Raw genomic sequence first — 17503 nt, 5'->3', positions numbered from 1 at the left:
CGCACCTTCCTGTGCTGAATTCCGCAAGGGCTGACTTGGGGAGAATAAGGGTGGCGTTGCGCAACTGGCTGAAGGCGTCGGCAATCGTCACCGCGCTCGGATCGGTAGCCCTGATGGTTACCCAGTCCATCTTTCAGGATTGGTGGAACAGCAGCGAGAACAAGGCTCGCGCCGAGCTGGACCGGCAGCAGACCGAGTACCTTTCCAAGAGCGTCGAGGCCATCGACAGGAGCACCGACGCGGTCGCCAACCTGAACCGGAAGCTCGAGGAGATCGCGCGCCGCGCCGAGGAGGCGGAACGGCGTCAGGCCGCTCCCGCGCCCCAGCCCCCGACGTCCCAGTCCCAGAGATCCCAATCCGAGACGCAGCCGGTCGCCGCCGCGCCGGAGGAACCGGCCTCGGGATCGATGGTTGTCGAAGCCCCCCGCGAGGAGGAGGTTGCCGCAGTCGCCACGGAAGCCGTGCTTCCACCGGCCGCACCGGACGCCATGTCCGAAGCCGGCCGGCCTGCAGCGCCCCCCGCCACGGCAACCGCGCAGCCCGAGCCGGCTCCCGTCGCGCCCCCCGGGGAAGAGGCGCGCCGGCCGGAGGACCCCGGCCTCGACGAGGCCAGGGTATTCGGCGTTTTCGAGGCGCAGACATTCGATCTGTGCGGGCACAAGGGATTCTCGGCGGAGCTCATCGTTGATGGCGCCGGATCCGAAATTCTCCTGAAGAGCCGGAACAGAAGCGTTCCCGGAGCGGGGTTCCGGGGTTTCGAGAAAATTCTGCCGCTGAAGGCGCCGGTCGAACTCTGGACCGGCTGCACGGTCGCCATCGGCACGGTAGAGACCACTGGCACGGCCAGACGAATGATCATTTCCGTAGCAGAGGGCAAGAGGGCATGAAGAAGAGTTTCAAGCAGCTGACACTGGCTGCGCTTGGCGTACTGTTGAGTGCGGCAGGCGCACAGGCATGCGAGCAGTACAAGAACCTGTCCACCGCCGAGATGAAGGAGTATCGCGACAAGCTCGTCGAGGCGGGCGCCGACCCGCTGGACCGTCTCTTCGCCTTCGAGGAACTGTCCTGCTCCGACAATCCGACGATCCGCGCCTATGCGATCCGCGAAGGCATCGCGGCGGCCAAGGATCCGCTGGTGCGTGAGCAGATCGCCTTCACCAGCATGATGTCGAAGACCCGGGTGGACATCGAGCTGGTGATCGACAGCAACGCCTCCGCGACCGACAAGAAGATCGTTCAGGGCCTCTCGGGCCTGTGGTCGCGCGAGGCACGGTTCAAGTCCCCGCAGCATGGCTGCATCAGCTTCAACAGCACCGACAATTGCTGGACGGCCACGTCGCTCTTCGTGAAGGGCGACAAGATCGAGATGAACTTCAACGACCTGCTGGGCGAGTTCCATCTGACCAGCGACAACGTCTTTGCCGGCTTTATCCGGTTCGACGACCGGGCCGACAACGGCAGGGTTCCGGCGGTGATCAAGCTGCACTGACCGGGCACTGCGGTTCTGTGAAAACGCCCGGCGATGACGCGCCGGGCGTTTTTCTTTCCGCCTCGCCCTTGCATCTCACTTCCGCCGCATCTTTTATAAAAAGAACAGCGACTTGTGGCGCTGCAGCACGATCGAGAGGCGGATGGATCAGGGCATATATCTCATTACGCTGGTGGGCACGGCGCTCGTGCTCTTTGCCGCGTTTTCGAGCCTGATCGCCTTCCGCTTCGGTGCCCCACTGCTTCTCATCTTCCTGGGCATCGGCCTGGCCGCCGGCACCGACGGGCTGGGCCTCGATTTCGACAACGCGGCGCTCGCCTATTTCATCGGCTCGCTGGCGCTGGCGGTCATCCTCTTCGATTCGGGCTTCGGCACCTCCTTCAGCTCGTTTCGCCAGGCCGCCGCGCCCGCGCTGGTGCTGGCGACCATCGGGGTTGTGATGACGGCCGGTCTGGTCGGCGTCGCCACCTACTACGTCACCGACTTCACCTGGCTCGAGGCCTTCCTCCTGGGCGCCACCGTCGCCTCCACCGATGCCGCCGCCGTGTTCTTCCTCCTGCGTGTCGGCAACATCTCCGTGCGCGAGCGCGTCCGCTCGACGCTGGAGGTGGAGTCCGGCTCGAACGACCCGATCGCCATCTTCCTCACCCTGTCGCTGGTCAGCCTGATCAGCAGCGGCGAAGCGCTCCAGGCCGACACGCTGGCCACCGACATCGCGCTCGGTTTTCTCCAGCAGATGGGCATCGGCCTCGTTGCCGGCGTCCTCGGCGGCTACGCCATCGTGCGGCTGGTGATGTGGCTGAAGCTGGAGCAGGGCCTGCTGCCGATCTTCGTCCTGGCGCTGTCGCTGCTGGTCTTCGCGCTGGCCGGCGCCATGGGCGGCTCCGGCTTCCTCGCCGTCTATGTGGCGGGCCTGATCGCCGGCAGCGCCCGCCTGCGCTCGACCGCTCTGCTGAAGCGTTTCCAGGACGGCGTGACCTGGCTGGCGCAGATCATCATGTTCCTCGTGCTCGGCCTGTTCGCCACCCCTTCGCAGTTCGCAGCGATCGCCCTGCCGGCGCTGTTCATCGGCCTGTTCCTGATCTTCGTCGCCCGGCCGCTTGCCGTGATGCTCTGCCTGCTGCCCTTCCGCTTCGCCCCCGCCGAGAACGCATTCATCTCCTGGGTCGGCCTGCGCGGCGCGGTGTCGATCCTGCTGGCGATCACGCCGCTGATCGACGGGCTGGAGAACGGCCGGCCGTTGTTCAACATCGTGTTCATCATCGTGCTCGTGTCGCTCGTCGTTCAGGGCTGGAGCGTGGGGCCGCTGGCCCGTCGCCTCGCGCTGACACTGCCGCCCCGCATGGGGCCGCTCAACAAGGTGGAACTCGAACTGCCGGGTTCGGCGCGCCACGAACTGCTCGCCTACCGCGTCGTCGCCGGCAGCCCGGTGGAGCGCGGTCAACGCATTCCCCGCTGGGCGAAACCGTCGCTCGTCGTGCGCGACGGACGCTCGATGACCTACCAGTATGCCGGCCGGCTTTCCGCTGGCGATCACGTCTACATCTTCGTGCCGGACCGCTATCCGCGCCTGCTCGACCGGCTGTTCGCCAGCCCCGTCGCCATGGACCCGGAGGACGCCGAGTTCTTCGGCGCCTTCGCGGTCGATCCCGACCGGCCCGCGTCCGACATCGAGGCGGCCTATGCTCCGGGCCTGAGCGAGGAAGAGCAGCAGATGACGATTGCCGACCTCGTGCGCGGCCGGCTGGGCGGGCGCGCCGAATACGGCGACCGCGCCACGCTCGGCTCGATCGAACTGATCGTCCGCGACGTCGATGAAGACGGGAAGATCACGGCCATCGGCCTGTCGCTGGAACCGCCGGCAAGCACCGTCCGCGTGCCGATGTTCCTCAGCCCCGGCGATCTCCTGCGCCGGCTGTTCCGCCGCGGCACGAACGGCACGCCGGGGTAAGGTGCCGCCGCACCTTGCGTCCGGCGCGGCGCGCTGTATGGTCGCCAACGATTTTTCCGAACTCGCTCTACGTTTCCCGGAAACGCAGAGCGAGCCAATCACTTTGTTCTTCCGCGTTTATGCGGGCGTCAGGTGATTCCACCTGACTGCAAAACGCTCTATGGAGGCGAAAGCGCGACATGCCGGATTTCAAGACACTCGACGATCTGAATGACATTGCCGGCAAGCGCGTGCTGGTCCGCGTCGACCTGAACGTTCCGATGAAGGACGGCCAGGTCACCGACGCGACCCGCATCGAGCGCATCGCGCCGACCCTGACGGAACTCTCCGACAAGGGCGCGAAGGTCATCCTGCTCGCGCATTTCGGCCGCCCCAAGGGCAAGCCCGATCCGGCCGCCTCGCTCCAGCCCATCGCCTTCGCCGCCGAGACGACGCTCGACCGGCGCATCCACTTTGCCGCCGACTGCATCGGCGATGCGGCTGCGAATGCCGTGGCCGAGATGGCCGATGGCGACATCCTGCTCCTGGAGAACACCCGCTTCCATGCCGGCGAGGAGAAGAACGACCGGGACTTCGCCAGGGCGCTGGCGGCCAATGGCGACATCTATGTCAACGACGCCTTCTCCGCCGCCCACCGGGCGCATGCCTCCACCGAAGGCCTGGCGCATCTGCTGCCCGCCTATGCCGGGCGCACCATGCAGGCCGAGCTGGAGGCGCTCGAGAAGGGTCTCGGCGACCCGGCACGCCCGGTGCTCGCCATCGTCGGCGGCGCCAAGGTCTCGACCAAGATCGACCTGCTGATGAACCTGGTGAAGAAGGTCGATGCGCTGGTCATCGGCGGCGGCATGGCCAACACCTTCCTCGCCGCGCGCGGCACGGAGGTCGGCAAGTCACTCTGCGAGCACGATCTGGCGCCCACGGCCAAGCAGATCATGATCGAGGCCGCCGAGAGCGGCTGCGCCATCATCCTGCCGGTCGATGCGGTCGTTGCCCGCGAGTTCAAGGCCGGCGCCGAAAGCGAGATCGTCGCCATCGAGGCCGTGCCCGCCGATGGGATGATCCTCGACGTCGGCCCGCAGAGCGTCGTGAAGATCAATGAATGGCTCGACCGTGCCGACACGGTCGTCTGGAACGGCCCGCTCGGTGCCTTCGAAATCGCGCCTTTCGACGCGGCCACCGTCGCCGCGGCGCGGCACGCCGCGCACCGCACCGGCGAGGGTCTGCTGGTATCGGTCGCCGGTGGCGGCGACACGGTGGCCGCCCTCAACCATGCCGGCGTCGCCGATGAATTCTCCTATGTCTCGACCGCCGGCGGTGCCTTCCTCGAATGGATGGAAGGCAAGGTGCTGCCGGGCGTCGAGGCTCTTGCGACCGGTCGTTGAGCCCGACTGTTAAACCCGGTCGTTAAGCCCGGCCGTTAAGCAATGTGTGAACAGGCTGTCACTTCAATCGATTAGGGCTTCCGGGGCCGCATTCCGTTTGTTCGCGCCATCTGCTATGCGCCCCGACAGGAACAGACAGGAGACCTGAAATGAGCGAACGGCTTGAGGATATTGCAGCCGCAATGGTGACCCCGGGACAGGGGATTCTGGCGGCGGACGAGAGTTCCGGCACGATCAAGAAGCGCTTCGACACGATCGGCCTGGAATCGACCGCCGACACGCGCCGCGACTATCGCGAGATGATGTTCCGCGCCGAAGACGCCATGAAGAACCACATCTCCGGCGTCATCCTTTACGACGAGACCCTGCGCCAGAAGGCTGCCGACGGCACGCCGCTGGTCGATCTGATCAAGGCCGCCGGCGCCGTGCCGGGCATCAAGGTCGATGGCGGCGCCAAGCCGCTGGCCGGCTTCGCCGGGGAGACTGTCACCGAAGGCCTCGACGGCCTGCGCGAGCGGCTCGCCGAATATCACGGGCTGGGCGCGCGTTTCGCCAAGTGGCGCGGCGTGATCTCCATCTCGAAGGACCTGCCGAGCTGGGGCGCGGTCAAGCAGAACGCCCAGGCGCTGGCGCGCTACGCCGCGCTCTGTCAGGAAGCCGGCATCGTGCCGATCGTCGAGCCTGAGGTGCTGATGGACGGCCAGCCGGGCGATCATTCGATCGACCGCTGCTACGACGTCACCGAATGGGTCCTGAAGACCGTTTTCGCCGAGCTCTACGACGCCCGCGTCTCGCTGGAGGGCATGGTCCTCAAGCCGAACATGGTCATCGACGGCAAGAACGCCCGCAAGGCGTCGCGCGAGGAAGTGGCCGAGAAGACCGTGCGCTGCCTGAAGGCCACCGTGCCTGCGGCGGTGCCGGGCATCGCCTTCCTCTCCGGCGGCCAGTCGGACGAAGAAGCGACGGCGCATCTTTCGCTCATGAACGCCGGCTTCGACATGCCCTGGGCGCTGACCTTCTCCTACGGCCGCGCCCTGCAGGCCGCCGGCCTGAAGGCGTGGGGCGGCAAGCCGGAAAACGTCGCCGCCGCGCAGCAGGCCTTCGCGCACCGCGCGAAGATGAACGGCCTTGCAGCGAAGGGCGACTGGAATAAAGAACGCGAAGCCGCCTGAGCGGACACCGTCTTGAACCTCGAACCGGCCCGCAGGCACCGCTTGCGGGCCGTTTTTCTTGCCGGGCTGCCGTGACAGTGGGGAAGGACTACACCCCGCCGCGTAGCAGGATGACCAGCGAGACGGCGCCGAGCGCCACCAGCGCCAGCTTCCAGAAGTCGCTGCGCTTCCTGAGACCCGGCAGGCCGAGCGGCCGGATGAGATGGGCAACCATCATCACCAGGATGAGCAACAGCAGTATTTTCGTCATGGGCATGGCCTGAACAGGAAAGGTCTCCCCTTGTGCCCGCTCGCCCGGCCCTCTGTCAAAGCACCGCCTCCCCCGCAAGTCTGATTTACCGCCCCGTGCCTGATCCGCTATCAATGGGAGGAGACGGACACGAACCGCAGGGAGGAGGCGGGATGGAGTCACGTTACCGCGAGGTCTATCGGAGCTGGCAGGACGATCCGCGCGCCTTCTGGGAGGAGGCCGCGCAAGAGATCGACTGGTTCAGTCCATGGGAGAAGCTGTTCGACCCCGAAGCAGGCATCTACGGCCGCTGGTTTTCCGGGGCGACGTGCAACACCTGCTTCAATGCGGTCGACCGGCATGTTGACGGTGGACGGAAGGACCAGCCGGCCCTCATCTATGACAGCCCAATCACTGGGCGGAAGCGGACCTACACCTACGGGGAGCTGAAGACAGAGGTATCGGCGCTCGCCGCCGTTCTCCAGGACCTCGGCGTCGGCAGGGGCGACCGCGTCGTCATCTACATGCCGATGGTGCCGGAAGCGGTGTTCGCGATGCTCGCCTGCGCCCGCATCGGCGCGGTGCATTCGGTTGTGTTCGGCGGCTTCGCCGCCCGCGAGCTTGCCGCCCGCATCGACGACGCTGCCCCGAAGGCCATCGTTTCGGCGTCCTGCGGCGTCGAGCCGGGTCGGATTGTCGCCTACAAGCCGCTGCTCGACGAGGCGATCCGCCTGTCGTCCGCCAAGCCGGAGAACTGCCTGATCCTGCAACGCGAGGAACAGGGATGTGAACTGGTCGCCGGACGCGACCACGACTATGCAGAGCTCGTCGGCGCGGCGCGGCGCGAGGCGCGGAAGGTGCCCTGCGTGCCGGTTCTGGCGACCGAACCGCTCTACATCCTCTACACCTCCGGCACGACCGGCCGCCCGAAGGGCGTCGTGCGCGACAATGGCGGCCACATGGTGCGGCTCAAATGGTCGATGTTCAACGAGTTCGGCATCGCGCCGGGCGAGACCTTCTGGGCCGCCTCCGATGTCGGCTGGGTGGTCGGCCATTCCTACATCGTCTACGCGCCGCTCCTGCATGGCTGCGCCACGGTGCTGTTCGAGGGCAAGCCGGTCGGCACGCCCGATGCGGGCACGTTCTGGCGCGTCATCGCCGAGCATGGCGTTGCCGCGCTCTTCACGGCGCCCACCGCCTTCCGTGCCATCCGCACCGCCGACCCGGACGCGTCGCTGCTGCCGCCGCACGACCTGTCGCGCTTCCGCACGCTGTTTCTCGCCGGCGAACGCGCCGACCCCGACACGGTGAAATGGGCGGAACGGACCCTCGGCGTGCCGGTGATCGACCACTGGTGGCAGACCGAGACCGGCGCGCCGATCAGCCAGAACCCGGTCGGCCTGGGCATGCTGCCGGTCAAGTACGGCTCGCCGGGCGTCCCCATGCCCGGCTACGACGTGCAGGTGCTCGACGATGCCGGCCACCAGGTCGAGACAGGAAAGCTCGGCAATGTCGTCGTCCGGCTGCCTCTGGCGCCCGGCTCCCTGCCCACCCTTTGGAACGACGACAGGCGCTTTGTGGAAGCCTATCTCCGCGAGTTTCCGGGCTTCTACAAGACCGCCGATGCCGGCATGATCGACGAGGACAGCTATCTGTTCATCATGGCCCGCACGGACGACATCATCAATGTCGCCGGCCACCGGCTGTCGACCGGCGGCATGGAGGAAGTGGTGGCGGAGCACCCCGCCGTCGCCGAATGCGCAGTGATCGGCGTTGCCGATGCGCTGAAGGGCCAGGTTCCCTGCGGCTTCGTCGTGCTGCAAGGCAAGGCCTCTGGCGACATGGCGACCATCGAGAAGGAACTCGTTGCCATGGTGCGCGAGCGCATCGGCCCGGTCGCCGCCTTCAAGCGCGTGGTCCCGGTGAAGCGGCTGCCGAAAACCCGCTCCGGCAAGATCCTGCGCGCGACCATGCAGAAGATCGCCGATCACGAGGAGTGGACCATGCCGGCCACCATCGACGATCCGCTGATCCTCGAGGAGATCGCCGAAGCCCTGCGGAAACCTGCGGGCTGAACGGTCCCGTCGTAAACGCGCGCCCGCCCTTGACCTTCCGCGCGGGGCGGCGCAGGGTCCGGCCGGTTTCGGCATGAGGACAGGACCATGGCACTCGACGGAAAAACGGCCATCGTGACGGGCGCTGCCGGCGGCATCGGCTACGCCATCGCCGAGCGCTTCCTGCGGCAGGGCGTCAGGGTCATGACCGCCGACATCGACGCCGAGAAGGGGCAGAAGGCGCTTCCGGACCTGGAGAAGCTGGGCGATGTCCGCTTCGTCAAGGCGGACATCGGCAAGCGGCTCGACGTGCACAATCTCCTTGCGGAGACCATCGACGCCTTCGGCGACGTCGACATCCTCGTCAACAATGCGGGCATCGTCCACGCGGCCGGTTTCCTCGACCTGCGCGAGGAGGATTTCGATCAGGTCCTGGAGACCAATCTGAAGGGAACCTTCCTGGCCAGCCAGGCGGTCGCCCGCTACATGGTGGAGAAGGTCGAGCGGGGCGACGCCGCGGGCACGATCATCAACATGTCGTCGATCAACGCCGTCCTGGCGATCCCCGAGCAGCTTGCCTACACCGTTTCGAAGGGCGGGGTCAGCCAGCTGACCCGTGTCATGGCGCTGGCGCTTGCGCCCTACGGCATACGGGTCAACGCGATCGGACCCGGCTCGATCATGACCGACATGCTGACCAATGTGAACACCGACCAGTCCTCGCGCAGCCGCCTTCTGTCGCGCACGCCGCTCGGGCGTGTCGGCGAGCCGGCGGAGATCGCCTCCATCGCCGCCTTCCTCGCCTCCGACGACGCCAGCTACATCACCGGCCAGACCATCTATGCCGATGGCGGCCGCCTGCCCCTGAACTACACCGTGGACATCCGCCCCGAAACCTCCTGACAGTATGCTGTCAGCACCGCTGGTGCATGCTCCTCCTGACACGATCAGGAGGCGAATCGCCATGACAGCCGGCCACACCGAGTTCCGTTCCATGCTGCAGCGCTGGGTTCAGCGCCGAAGACATCGGCGCAGGCGCATCATCGCCGCGCGGGTCCTGAGTGAGTTGCCCGCCGCACTGCAACGCGACATCGGTTGGAGCAACCCGCGCGACGACCGGGATTAGAGGGTTTCGCAGTCAGGTGAATCACCTGACGCCCGCATAAACGCTGAGAGAGAACCACCCCGAAAAGCCTGGCGCAGCGGCGTCTCTGCAAGAAAGCCGGCTCATCTGCCGGCATCCCGCCATCGCTCCTGACAGAATGCTGTCAGCAGCCCTGTGCCATTCTCGAAACCTCGAATGGAGAATCACGTCATGTCCGACTTTCTGCCGCTGAACGCCGTTGTCTGGGCGGAGGTCCCCGTAACCGACATGGACCGTTCCCGTAAATTCTATGCCGCCGTGGTAGAGAACGAACTCCGGCTGGAGGAGGATGGCCCCAATCCCTTCGCCGTCTTCGCCAGCAGCGACCCGAAGAACGCGATTGCCGGGCACATCTATCCCGGCAAGCCGGCACCCGCTGGCACCGGCCCGACCATCCATCTCGCCGTCTCGGCCCCGCTGGAAGACGCCATGCAGCGCGTCGCCGAAAATGGCGGTGAAGTGGTCTCCCCCATTATCACTATTCCTGCCGGCCGTTTCGTGTATTGTCTCGACCCCGACGGAAACAGCTTCGGATTATTTGCGTGAGGAAAGTAATTCATGCGCCGCGCTGACCGACTTTTTCAAATCGTCCAGCACCTGCGGGGCGGACGCCTGGTGACCGCGCGTCTCCTGAGCGAACGCCTCGAAGTGTCGGAGCGCACGATCTATCGCGATATTGCCGACCTGCAGTCGACCGGCGTGCCGATCGATGGCGAGGCCGGCGTCGGCTATCTGATGCGCGAGGGCTTCGAGCTGCCGCCGCTGATGTTCACCCGCGACGAGATCGTCGCGCTGGTGGCGGGCGGACGCATGGTTCGCGCCTTCGGCGGCGCGGCCATGGCGCGCGCGGCGGAGGAAGCGCTGATCAAGATCGGCACGGTCCTGCCCGAGCAGGAACGAGACCGCATCGCCCGCACCGAGATCCATTCGCCGCGCTGGGTCGTCAGCGACATGGACCGGCAGACGATCGACGCATTGGAACGCGCCGTCGAGGCGCGCGAGGTGCTGCGTCTCGATTACCGCGACGAGGCCGGGCGCGGTTCGGAGCGCGACGTGCGCCCTCTGGGCCTGTGGTTCTGGGGCAAGGTCTGGACACTCGTCGCCTGGTGCGAGCTCAGGGGTGATTTCCGCACCTTCCGCATCGACCGCATCGCGACGATCAGCCCGGCGGGGCGCACCTTCCGCCTCGAGCGCGGCAAGCAGCTTGCCGATTTCTATCGCCGCATGGAGATGCACGAGGCGATGATCGGCAGGGCCTACGCGAGCTGATCCCGAGGCGTACCGGATTTTCCGGTGCGCCTGTAGCGTTTATTCTGAAAAAACAAAGAGATGGACCTGCTCAGCGTGTCTGTGAAGCACTGAGCGGGTCTGATGCACGGTTCGTTCAAAACACGACAGCTCCGTGCGTCTCGCAAGACGCACGGAGCTGGATAGGCAATCGAAGCATGACGTGGTTTCGCCGGCCCGCAAACGCGCCGGCGGAGCGGATCAGTGTTCGTCTTCGTCCTCGTTCTCGTCTTTCGATTTCAGCGAAGACAGCTTCGCGAACACCGCGTCGGCATCGAGCTCCTTTTCTTCCGGCGGCGTGTCGGAACCGCCGAGGCCCTCGATCAAAAGCCCCTCCGTCTGGGAGGCGGGCAGCAGCGTCTCACCGGCGGGCGCCGCCGGCAGGTAGCGCGCGGCGCGCTGCACTTCCAGATCGAGATCGATCTGCGAGCACAGGCCGAGCGTCACCGGATCCATCGGCACCAGATTGGCCGAGTTCCAGTGGGTCCGTTCGCGGATCTGCTCGATCGTCGACTTGGTCGTGCCGACCAGACGCGAGATCTGCGCGTCCTTCAGCTCGGGATGATTGCGCACCAGCCACAGGATCGCATTGGGGCGGTCCTGCCGCTTCGACAGCGGCGTGTAGCGCGGCCCCTTGCGCTTGGTCTCCGGGACCCGAACCTTCGGTTCCGAGAGCTTCAGCTTGTGATTGGGGTTGCCCTCGCCGCGGGCGATTTCCTCGCGCGTGAGCTGACCGGTCATCACCGGGTCCATGCCCTTGATGCCCTGCGCGGCGTCGCCATCGGCGATCGCACCCACCTCGAGCGGATGAAGCCGGCAGAACTCGGCGATCTGCTCGAAGGTCAGCGCCGTATTGTCGACCAGCCACACGGCGGTGGCCTTGGGCATGAGAAGCGTGTTGGCCATAGATATGAATCCTCTTCCTTCGCCCGCGTCCCTAGCGCAGGCGGTGGTCATTGCCACCGATGTTGGGAATATGGGGCTTTATAGACTCAAATCGGCATGCCGCGCAACAAAATGCGCAGGCCCGCCCCTGTGTACTGTCACGATACGGTCATCGATACGTCATTCACCTGAAACGCACGCTCCGGATGGTGCCGCCTCCGGAGCATCGACCGAGACCGGGACGCGGTCCCGCTCGAGCAGGATGCCCGGGTCAATCGATGCGGCGTTACCGCGCGTCCGGCCGGACGCGCAGCGCCGCGGGGGCCGCGAGGGAGCTTGCCACATGGGACACCGAACCTTCTTATTCAGCCTGCTGTTCAGCGCGGCTGCCATCGTGCCGGCGCATGCCGACAAGACGTTCAACCGCATCGCCACCTTCCCGGTCGCCGCAAATCTTCCGGCGGACGCCGATGCGGTGACGGAAACCTCATCCGAGATCATCGCGGCAAGCCCCGACGGCATGACGCTGATCTATTCCGATAGCCCGCTGGGCGGCGTCGGCTTCGTCGATATCGCCGACCCGAAGGCGCCGAAGGCCGGCAACTCATTACCGCTCGACGGCGAGCCGACCTCCGTGGCGGTCGCCGGAACGAAGGCCATCGCCGCGGTCAATACCTCCGAAAGCTATACGAAACCCTCCGGCAACCTGGTCGTGATCGACATGGCCTCGAAGGCGGTCGAGAAGTCCTGCGACCTCGGCGGACAGCCCGATTCGGTTGCCGTCAGCAATGACGGCCGTTTTCTTGCCGTCGCCATCGAGAACGAGCGCGACGAGGACCTGAATGACGGCGTCATCCCGCAGATGCCCGCCGGCGACCTGAAGATCTTCACGCTCACGGACGGAACCCCCGACTGCGGCAGCATGAAGACCGTCGCCCTGACCGGCCTCGCCGCGATCGCGCCGGAGGATCCGGAACCCGAATTCGTCGCCTTCAACGATGCCGGCGAGATTGCCGTCACCCTCCAGGAGAACAACCACATCGCCATCGTCTCGGCCAAGACCGGTGCGGTGATCGAGCACTTCTCCGCCGGTACGGTCAGCCAGGAGAAGATCGACACGCTGGACAACGGCGCCATCGCCTTCGACCAGGCGGCAGCCGATCTCAGGCGCGAGCCGGACGCCGTAAAATGGCTCGACAACGACCGCTTCGTCGTCGCCAACGAAGGCGATTACGAGGGCGGCTCGCGCAGCTTCTCCATCTTCAGCAGGAAGGGCGAGGTGCTGTTCGATTCGGGCGCCGATCTCGACCACCGTGCCGCCGCCGTCGGCCACTATCCCGACAAGCGCTCGGACGCCAAGGGCGTCGAGCCGGAAGGCCTCGAAGTCGCCACCTTCGGCGACACGCAGTACATCTTCGTCGCGCTCGAGCGCGCCTCCCTGATCGCCGTCTACCGCGACACGGGCGCGGCGCCCGAATTCGTTCAGGTCCTGCCGTCGGGCATCGGCCCGGAAGGCCTCGTCGCCATCCCCGGGCGCAACCTTCTGGTGACCGCTAACGAGACCGACCTGGCGGAAGACGGCGGCGCGCGCTCGCATGTCATGGTCTATGAACTTGGCGAAGGCGCTGCCGTCTATCCGACGATCGCCGCCGTCGACGACGAGGCCGGTCTCCCCCTCGGCTGGGGCGCGCTGTCGGGCCTGGCCGCCGACCCGATCGAGCCCGGCATGCTGCATGCCGTCTCGGACTCCTTCTACGGCAACCAGCCGGCCATCTTCGCCATCGACGCAACGCAGAAGCCGGCCCGCATCACCCGCAAGACTGTCGTGACGCGTGACGGCGCGCCCGCCCAGAAGCTCGACCTCGAGGGCATCGCGGCGGACGGCAAGGGCGGCTTCTGGCTCGCCTCGGAAGGCAACAGCGACAAGCTGACCCCGCATGCCCTGTTCCAGGTGGATGCCGAAGGTCGCATCCGCAAGGAGATCGCCCTCCCTGCCGCGCTTCTGGCGCACGAAACCCGCTTCGGCCTGGAAGGCATCACCGTGACCGGCGAGGGCGACGAGCAGATGCTGGTGATGGCCGTTCAGCGCGAATGGAAGGACGACCCCAAGGGCCATGTGAAGCTTCTCGCCTACAAGCCCGCTGCAAAGGAATGGTCGGCCGTCCGCTATCCGCTCGATGCGGGTGAAAGGGGCTGGGTCGGCCTGTCGGAGATCACGGCGCACAACGGCAAGCTCTACATCGTCGAGCGCGACAACCAGATCGGCGCCGCGGCGAAGATCAAGAAGCTCTACACTGTCTCGCTCAAAGGCTTCAGCCCGGCGGCACTCGGTTCCGACCTGCCGGTGGTGGGGAAGGTGCTCGTGCGCGACATCCTTGCCGACATGGTCTCGGCCAACAACGGCTACGCGGTCGACAAGGTTGAGGGTTTCGCCATTGATGCGAGTGGCACGGCCTATTTCGTCACCGACAATGACGGCGTCGACGATTCCTCCGGCGAAACGATCTTCGTCAATCTCGGCCCGCTCGACGCCCTGAACTGACCTGACGCAGCCTCCCAGGGCGGAGAACCCCGGCTTCCTCGAAGCCGGGGTTTTCACATTCAGGAAACGTCGAGAACGATCTTGCCGATATGCGCGCCTTCCTCCATCCGCTCATGCGCCCGCCAGGCCTCCTTCAGCGGAAAGATCATGTCCATCACGGGAGCGATCTTGCGGGCGGCGAGAAGCGGCCAGATATGCGCCTCGAGCTCGGTGGCGATGCGTCCCTTGAAGGCCACGGAACGCGGCCTGAGCGTCGAGCCGGTGTGGATCAGCCGCTTGCGCATCACCTGCGAGAAATCCGCCGTCGCCTTGGCGCCGTTGAGGAAGGCGATCTGCACGATGCGGCCGTCCATCGCCGCCGCCGCGTAGTTGCGGTCGATATAGTCACCGCCGATCATGTCGAGGATGACGTCGGCGCCGTTGCCGTCCGTCTCCTCCCGGACCGCCTCGACGAAATCCTCCTCGCGGTAATTGACCGCGCGCACTGCGCCGAGCGCCGTGCAGGCGGCGCATTTCTCCGCCGAACCGGCGGTCGCGATCACCCGCGCGCCGAGCGCCGTGCCGAGCTGGATCGCCGTCGTGCCGATGCCCGACGAGCCACCATGCACGAGAAGCGTTTCCCGCTCCTTCAGTCCGCCCCGCTGGAACACGTTGTGCCAGACGGTAAAATAGGTCTCCGGGATGGCCGCCGCTTCGGTGAAGGTGAAGCCATGTGGCACGGGCAGCGCGTTGGTTTCGTGCGTCAGGCAGTATTCGGCGTAGCCACCGCCGGGCGTCAGCGCCGTGACCCGGTCGCCCACGTGCCAGCGCCTGACCCCTTCGCCGACCATGACCACCTCGCCCGCCGCTTCCAGGCCGGGCAGGTCGGAGGCGCCGGGCGGCGGCGGGTACAGTCCCTTGCGCTGGATGACATCCGGCCGGTTGACCCCTGCGGCGCGCACCCTGATCAGGATTTCTCCCTCGCCCGGCTGCAGCATCTCCCGCTGCTCCGGCTTCAGGACCATCGGCCCGCCCGGTTCGGTAATCGCCACGGCGGTCATCTTCTCGGGAAGTGCTTTCTGATTCATGACGCCCCTGTTGATTTGAGGTCCGCCCCACGGCACCATCGCCGGACGGGGAATTGGCGGGAACGGAACCGCAAGAAGCGGATCCGCGCCGATCTGGCCAATGGTTATGTATCGTCTTGCAGGCGGGAGGCAACGGGAGAAACGCCATGAGCATCTTCGACGAAGAGGAAGCGAAGCCCGGGAGCGGCCACCGGATCGGCCAGGACCTGTCCCTGCTCTCCGTGGACGAGCTGCACAGCCGTATCGGCCGGATGAAGGAAGAAATCGCCCGGCTGGAGCAGGAGATCGCCAGCAAGGGCGCCACCAAGAACGCCGCAGAAGCCCTGTTCCGCCGGGACTGATCAAAGTGTTACAGCGTCCTTTGCGCGTCCCATGCGCAAATCGGACGTTTGACGGCGGATTTCTGCCACCATCGCGTTGCTTGTTTGCGCATAGTGCGTTTCATCGGTCAGACGACGACTCGGCTTCTGCCGGACGAATCACGCTTGAGCCCCGTACGTAGGTGAAGGCAATCCACAACAATCGCCCGCCGGCCACAGGCTGAAAAGCGACCACCACGCGGAACCTGCCCATGCTGTCACGCCTCGGCTCCATCGTCGCCCTTCTCTGCGGAACCGCGTTTCTGCTGACCGCCTCCGGCCTGCACGGGCTGCTCCTGCCGCTGCGCGGCCAGGCGGAGGGCTTCTCGACCGCGGCTCTGGGCGCGCTCGGCACCGCATGGGCCATCGGCTTCGTCGCCGGCTGCTTCCTCGGTCCGCGCATTGTCCGCCGCGCCGGCCATGTGCGGGCCTTCGGCGCCTTCGCCGCGCTCGGCGCCATCATCGCACTGCTGAGCGGCATGTGGATCGAATCCGTCGGCTGGATCGTGCTGCGCGTCTTCACCGGCTTCATCATGGCCGGCGCCTTCATGGTCATCGAGAGCTGGCTCAACGAGAGATCGACCAACGAGAACCGGGGCACGGTCTTCGGCATCTACATGATGGTCACCTACGCGGCCCTGACCGCCGGCCAGATGGCCGTGGCTTTCGGCGACGTGTCGAACACCATTCTGTTCATGACCACGGGCATCTTGTTCTGCCTGGCCCTCATTCCGACGGCCGTCTCCAAGGCGGTCACCCCGCAGCCCCTGGCCGAGGTCTCGCTCGACCTCAAGGGCCTCTACGCCAATTCGCCGGTGGCCTTCGTCGGTTGCGTCCTGATCGGCGTGGCGAACGGCGCCTGGGGCACGCTCGGCGCGGTCTATGGCGGCGAGATCGGCATCTCGACCCTTCAGATCGCCACGATGATGAGCCTGGCCGTCCTGGCGGGCGCGGCCCTTCAGCTCCCCGCCGGACGCCTCTCCGACCGCATCGACCGCCGTTTCGTTATCGCGGCCGCCGCCTTCGGCTCCGGGCTGATCGGCCTGCTCATTCTCCTGACGGCCCCGCGCAGCGGCACGGTCGTCATCGTCATGACGGCGGTCTACGGCGCCTTTGCCTATACGCTGTATTCGATCATCGTCGCCCATGCCAACGACCACGCCGCGCCCGAGGACTTCGTCAAGGTCTCGAGCGGTCTCCTGTTCCTCTACGGTTTCGGAACCATGCTCGGGCCGCTCGCCGGCGGCGTCTTGATGGAGCGGATGGACGCGGAAAGCCTGTTCCTGACCACGGCGCTCGCGCATTTCGCGCTCGGCGCCTATACGCTGTTGCGCATCACCCGTCGCGCCCCCGTGCCGGTCGAGGACCGCGAGGCGTTCAAGACGCTGCCCTCGGAGCGCGCCGCGACCCCGCAGGCCGCGGTGCTCGATCCGCGCAGCGACACGGATGGCGAGACGGAGGAATGATTGTTTCGGAGCCGGAAAAACATCAGCGGCTCCGGAGGAACCGCTGACGTTCTGGCCCGAACCCGCTTCTCAGCCCGGCTCAAATTACCGAACTGGCGCGAATGCAGCAGATTAATGGAAGAGCGGAATGCCCGCTTCAGTGACGGGTCCAGCCCGCCCGCAGTTTCTCCATTTCATCCTTGATAGCCAGCTTGCGCCGCTTGAGCAAAGCGATGTCGGCCTCGTCGACCGATGGGTGGAGCCTGGCATCGTCCAGTTCGCGCTCCAGTTCGCCGTGTTTACGCTTCAACTCCGCAAGATGGGATTCAAGAGACATGATTTGGATCTCCTTAGCTTCCTCGAATACGCGCCGGGATCGAACCCGCCCGGTTTTCCCGGCGGCATCAGGCAGTCTGCCACCGCAATTGTGGCTTGTCGAATAGAAGCTGGTAGGATTTCCCGGACGATGTGAATATGCTATTCATGAAGGTGCTGTC

General features: G+C 65.9%; 17 protein-coding genes. 13 read left to right on the top strand and 4 right to left on the bottom strand.

Annotation, left to right across the window (positions count from 1 at the left end; all coding sequences use genetic code 11):
- Window positions 1-50: 50 nt before the first annotated feature.
- From NA2_RS11170 to NA2_RS11150, 5 genes are all read left to right on the top strand, one after another.
- Window positions 51-887 carry a hypothetical protein gene (locus NA2_RS11170; protein ID WP_008596948.1) on the top strand — a complete coding sequence of 279 codons (837 nt, stop codon included), beginning with the start codon at window positions 51-53 and terminating at the stop codon, window positions 885-887.
- Window positions 884-1489, top strand: coding sequence for a hypothetical protein (locus tag NA2_RS11165; protein WP_008596946.1), 606 nt, complete (start codon window positions 884-886; stop codon window positions 1487-1489). The genes NA2_RS11170 and NA2_RS11165 overlap by 4 nt, the downstream gene beginning before the upstream one ends.
- 142 nt (window positions 1490-1631) lie before the next feature.
- Window positions 1632-3440, top strand: a complete 1809-nt coding sequence (locus tag NA2_RS11160; RefSeq protein WP_008596945.1) for a potassium/proton antiporter — start codon at window positions 1632-1634, stop codon at window positions 3438-3440.
- 179 nt (window positions 3441-3619) lie between these two features.
- Window positions 3620-4822 (top strand): phosphoglycerate kinase, encoded by a 1203-nt coding sequence (locus NA2_RS11155; protein ID WP_008596943.1) that lies wholly within the window; start codon window positions 3620-3622, stop codon window positions 4820-4822.
- A gap of 149 nt (window positions 4823-4971) precedes the next feature.
- A complete protein-coding gene (locus NA2_RS11150) occupies window positions 4972-5994 on the top strand; it encodes a class I fructose-bisphosphate aldolase (protein WP_008596941.1) in 1023 nt (340 codons plus the stop codon).
- Window positions 5995-6082: 88 nt separating this feature from the next.
- Here the strand turns inward: NA2_RS11150 and NA2_RS22170 are convergent, their stop codons facing one another.
- Entirely contained in the window at window positions 6083-6244 is a 162-nt protein-coding gene (locus tag NA2_RS22170) for a hypothetical protein (protein ID WP_086005964.1), read from the bottom strand.
- Between the two features lie 152 nt (window positions 6245-6396).
- On the opposite strand from NA2_RS22170, the gene NA2_RS11145 reads away from it, so the two are divergent.
- The 5 genes from NA2_RS11145 to NA2_RS11130 all read left to right on the top strand — a co-directional run bounded on the left by NA2_RS11145 (window position 6397) and on the right by NA2_RS11130 (window position 10690).
- On the top strand, window positions 6397-8298 hold the full coding sequence (locus tag NA2_RS11145) for a propionyl-CoA synthetase (protein WP_008596938.1): 1902 nt from the start codon (window positions 6397-6399) through the stop codon (window positions 8296-8298).
- A gap of 87 nt (window positions 8299-8385) precedes the next feature.
- Window positions 8386-9180 carry an SDR family NAD(P)-dependent oxidoreductase gene (locus tag NA2_RS11140; RefSeq protein ID WP_008596937.1) on the top strand — a complete coding sequence of 265 codons (795 nt, stop codon included), beginning with the start codon at window positions 8386-8388 and terminating at the stop codon, window positions 9178-9180.
- 61 nt (window positions 9181-9241) lie between these two features.
- Window positions 9242-9403 carry a hypothetical protein gene (locus tag NA2_RS21940; protein ID WP_157188206.1) on the top strand — a complete coding sequence of 54 codons (162 nt, stop codon included), beginning with the start codon at window positions 9242-9244 and terminating at the stop codon, window positions 9401-9403.
- A gap of 189 nt (window positions 9404-9592) precedes the next feature.
- Window positions 9593-9967: a VOC family protein gene (locus tag NA2_RS11135; protein WP_040677571.1), complete on the top strand. Its 375-nt coding sequence runs from the start codon at window positions 9593-9595 to the stop codon at window positions 9965-9967.
- A gap of 12 nt (window positions 9968-9979) precedes the next feature.
- Window positions 9980-10690, top strand: coding sequence for a helix-turn-helix transcriptional regulator (locus tag NA2_RS11130; protein ID WP_008596935.1), 711 nt, complete (start codon window positions 9980-9982; stop codon window positions 10688-10690).
- Between the two features lie 219 nt (window positions 10691-10909).
- On the opposite strand, the gene NA2_RS11125 is transcribed toward NA2_RS11130, so the two are convergent.
- The gene (locus tag NA2_RS11125; protein WP_008596934.1) at window positions 10910-11614 is read right to left on the bottom strand and encodes a DUF1013 domain-containing protein; all 705 of its coding nucleotides are present in this window, start codon (window positions 11612-11614) and stop codon (window positions 10910-10912) included.
- 322 nt (window positions 11615-11936) lie between these two features.
- Here NA2_RS11125 and NA2_RS11120 point away from each other — a divergent pair, with 322 nt between their 5' ends.
- Window positions 11937-14135, top strand: coding sequence for an esterase-like activity of phytase family protein (locus tag NA2_RS11120; protein ID WP_008596933.1), 2199 nt, complete (start codon window positions 11937-11939; stop codon window positions 14133-14135).
- Between the two features lie 59 nt (window positions 14136-14194).
- Here NA2_RS11120 and NA2_RS11115 read toward each other — a convergent pair whose 3' ends face one another.
- Window positions 14195-15202 carry an NAD(P)H-quinone oxidoreductase gene (locus NA2_RS11115; protein ID WP_192814175.1) on the bottom strand — a complete coding sequence of 336 codons (1008 nt, stop codon included), beginning with the start codon at window positions 15200-15202 and terminating at the stop codon, window positions 14195-14197.
- 146 nt (window positions 15203-15348) lie between these two features.
- Here NA2_RS11115 and NA2_RS11110 point away from each other — a divergent pair, with 146 nt between their 5' ends.
- Together NA2_RS11110 and NA2_RS11105 are read left to right on the top strand one after the other, a co-directional pair.
- Window positions 15349-15543: a DUF1192 domain-containing protein gene (locus NA2_RS11110; protein WP_008596930.1), complete on the top strand. Its 195-nt coding sequence runs from the start codon at window positions 15349-15351 to the stop codon at window positions 15541-15543.
- Between the two features lie 230 nt (window positions 15544-15773).
- The gene (locus tag NA2_RS11105; RefSeq protein ID WP_008596928.1) at window positions 15774-17027 is read left to right on the top strand and encodes an MFS transporter; all 1254 of its coding nucleotides are present in this window, start codon (window positions 15774-15776) and stop codon (window positions 17025-17027) included.
- 136 nt (window positions 17028-17163) lie between these two features.
- Here the strand turns inward: NA2_RS11105 and NA2_RS11100 are convergent, their stop codons facing one another.
- The gene (locus NA2_RS11100; RefSeq protein WP_008596927.1) at window positions 17164-17343 is read right to left on the bottom strand and encodes a YdcH family protein; all 180 of its coding nucleotides are present in this window, start codon (window positions 17341-17343) and stop codon (window positions 17164-17166) included.
- Window positions 17344-17503 lie beyond the last annotated feature (160 nt).

This window comes from Nitratireductor pacificus pht-3B, from assembly GCF_000300335.1.
GTDB classification, from domain to species: domain Bacteria; phylum Pseudomonadota; class Alphaproteobacteria; order Rhizobiales; family Rhizobiaceae; genus Nitratireductor; species Nitratireductor pacificus.
The sequence above is the reverse complement of the archived record's forward strand: the minus strand, read 5'-3'. Positions and strand labels throughout refer to the sequence as shown.

Excerpts from the sequence above, each read along its gene's own strand:
- NA2_RS11125 (WP_008596934.1), bottom strand. The coding sequence starts at position 11,614 with ATGGCCAACACGCTTCTCATGCCCAAGGCCACCGCCGTGTGGCTGGTC.
- NA2_RS21940 (WP_157188206.1), top strand. The coding sequence starts at position 9,242 with ATGACAGCCGGCCACACCGAGTTCCGTTCCATGCTGCAGCGCTGGGTT.
- NA2_RS11110 (WP_008596930.1), top strand. The coding sequence starts at position 15,349 with ATGAGCATCTTCGACGAAGAGGAAGCGAAGCCCGGGAGCGGCCACCGG.
- NA2_RS11105 (WP_008596928.1), top strand. The coding sequence starts at position 15,774 with ATGCTGTCACGCCTCGGCTCCATCGTCGCCCTTCTCTGCGGAACCGCG.
- NA2_RS11145 (WP_008596938.1), top strand. The coding sequence starts at position 6,397 with ATGGAGTCACGTTACCGCGAGGTCTATCGGAGCTGGCAGGACGATCCG.
- NA2_RS11140 (WP_008596937.1), top strand. The coding sequence starts at position 8,386 with ATGGCACTCGACGGAAAAACGGCCATCGTGACGGGCGCTGCCGGCGGC.
- NA2_RS11120 (WP_008596933.1), top strand. The coding sequence starts at position 11,937 with ATGGGACACCGAACCTTCTTATTCAGCCTGCTGTTCAGCGCGGCTGCC.
- NA2_RS22170 (WP_086005964.1), bottom strand. The coding sequence starts at position 6,244 with ATGACGAAAATACTGCTGTTGCTCATCCTGGTGATGATGGTTGCCCAT.
- NA2_RS11150 (WP_008596941.1), top strand. The coding sequence starts at position 4,972 with ATGAGCGAACGGCTTGAGGATATTGCAGCCGCAATGGTGACCCCGGGA.
- NA2_RS11130 (WP_008596935.1), top strand. The coding sequence starts at position 9,980 with ATGCGCCGCGCTGACCGACTTTTTCAAATCGTCCAGCACCTGCGGGGC.
- NA2_RS11165 (WP_008596946.1), top strand. The coding sequence starts at position 884 with ATGAAGAAGAGTTTCAAGCAGCTGACACTGGCTGCGCTTGGCGTACTG.
- NA2_RS11160 (WP_008596945.1), top strand. The coding sequence starts at position 1,632 with ATGGATCAGGGCATATATCTCATTACGCTGGTGGGCACGGCGCTCGTG.
- NA2_RS11155 (WP_008596943.1), top strand. The coding sequence starts at position 3,620 with ATGCCGGATTTCAAGACACTCGACGATCTGAATGACATTGCCGGCAAG.
- NA2_RS11115 (WP_192814175.1), bottom strand. The coding sequence starts at position 15,202 with ATGAATCAGAAAGCACTTCCCGAGAAGATGACCGCCGTGGCGATTACC.
- NA2_RS11100 (WP_008596927.1), bottom strand. The coding sequence starts at position 17,343 with ATGTCTCTTGAATCCCATCTTGCGGAGTTGAAGCGTAAACACGGCGAA.
- NA2_RS11135 (WP_040677571.1), top strand. The coding sequence starts at position 9,593 with ATGTCCGACTTTCTGCCGCTGAACGCCGTTGTCTGGGCGGAGGTCCCC.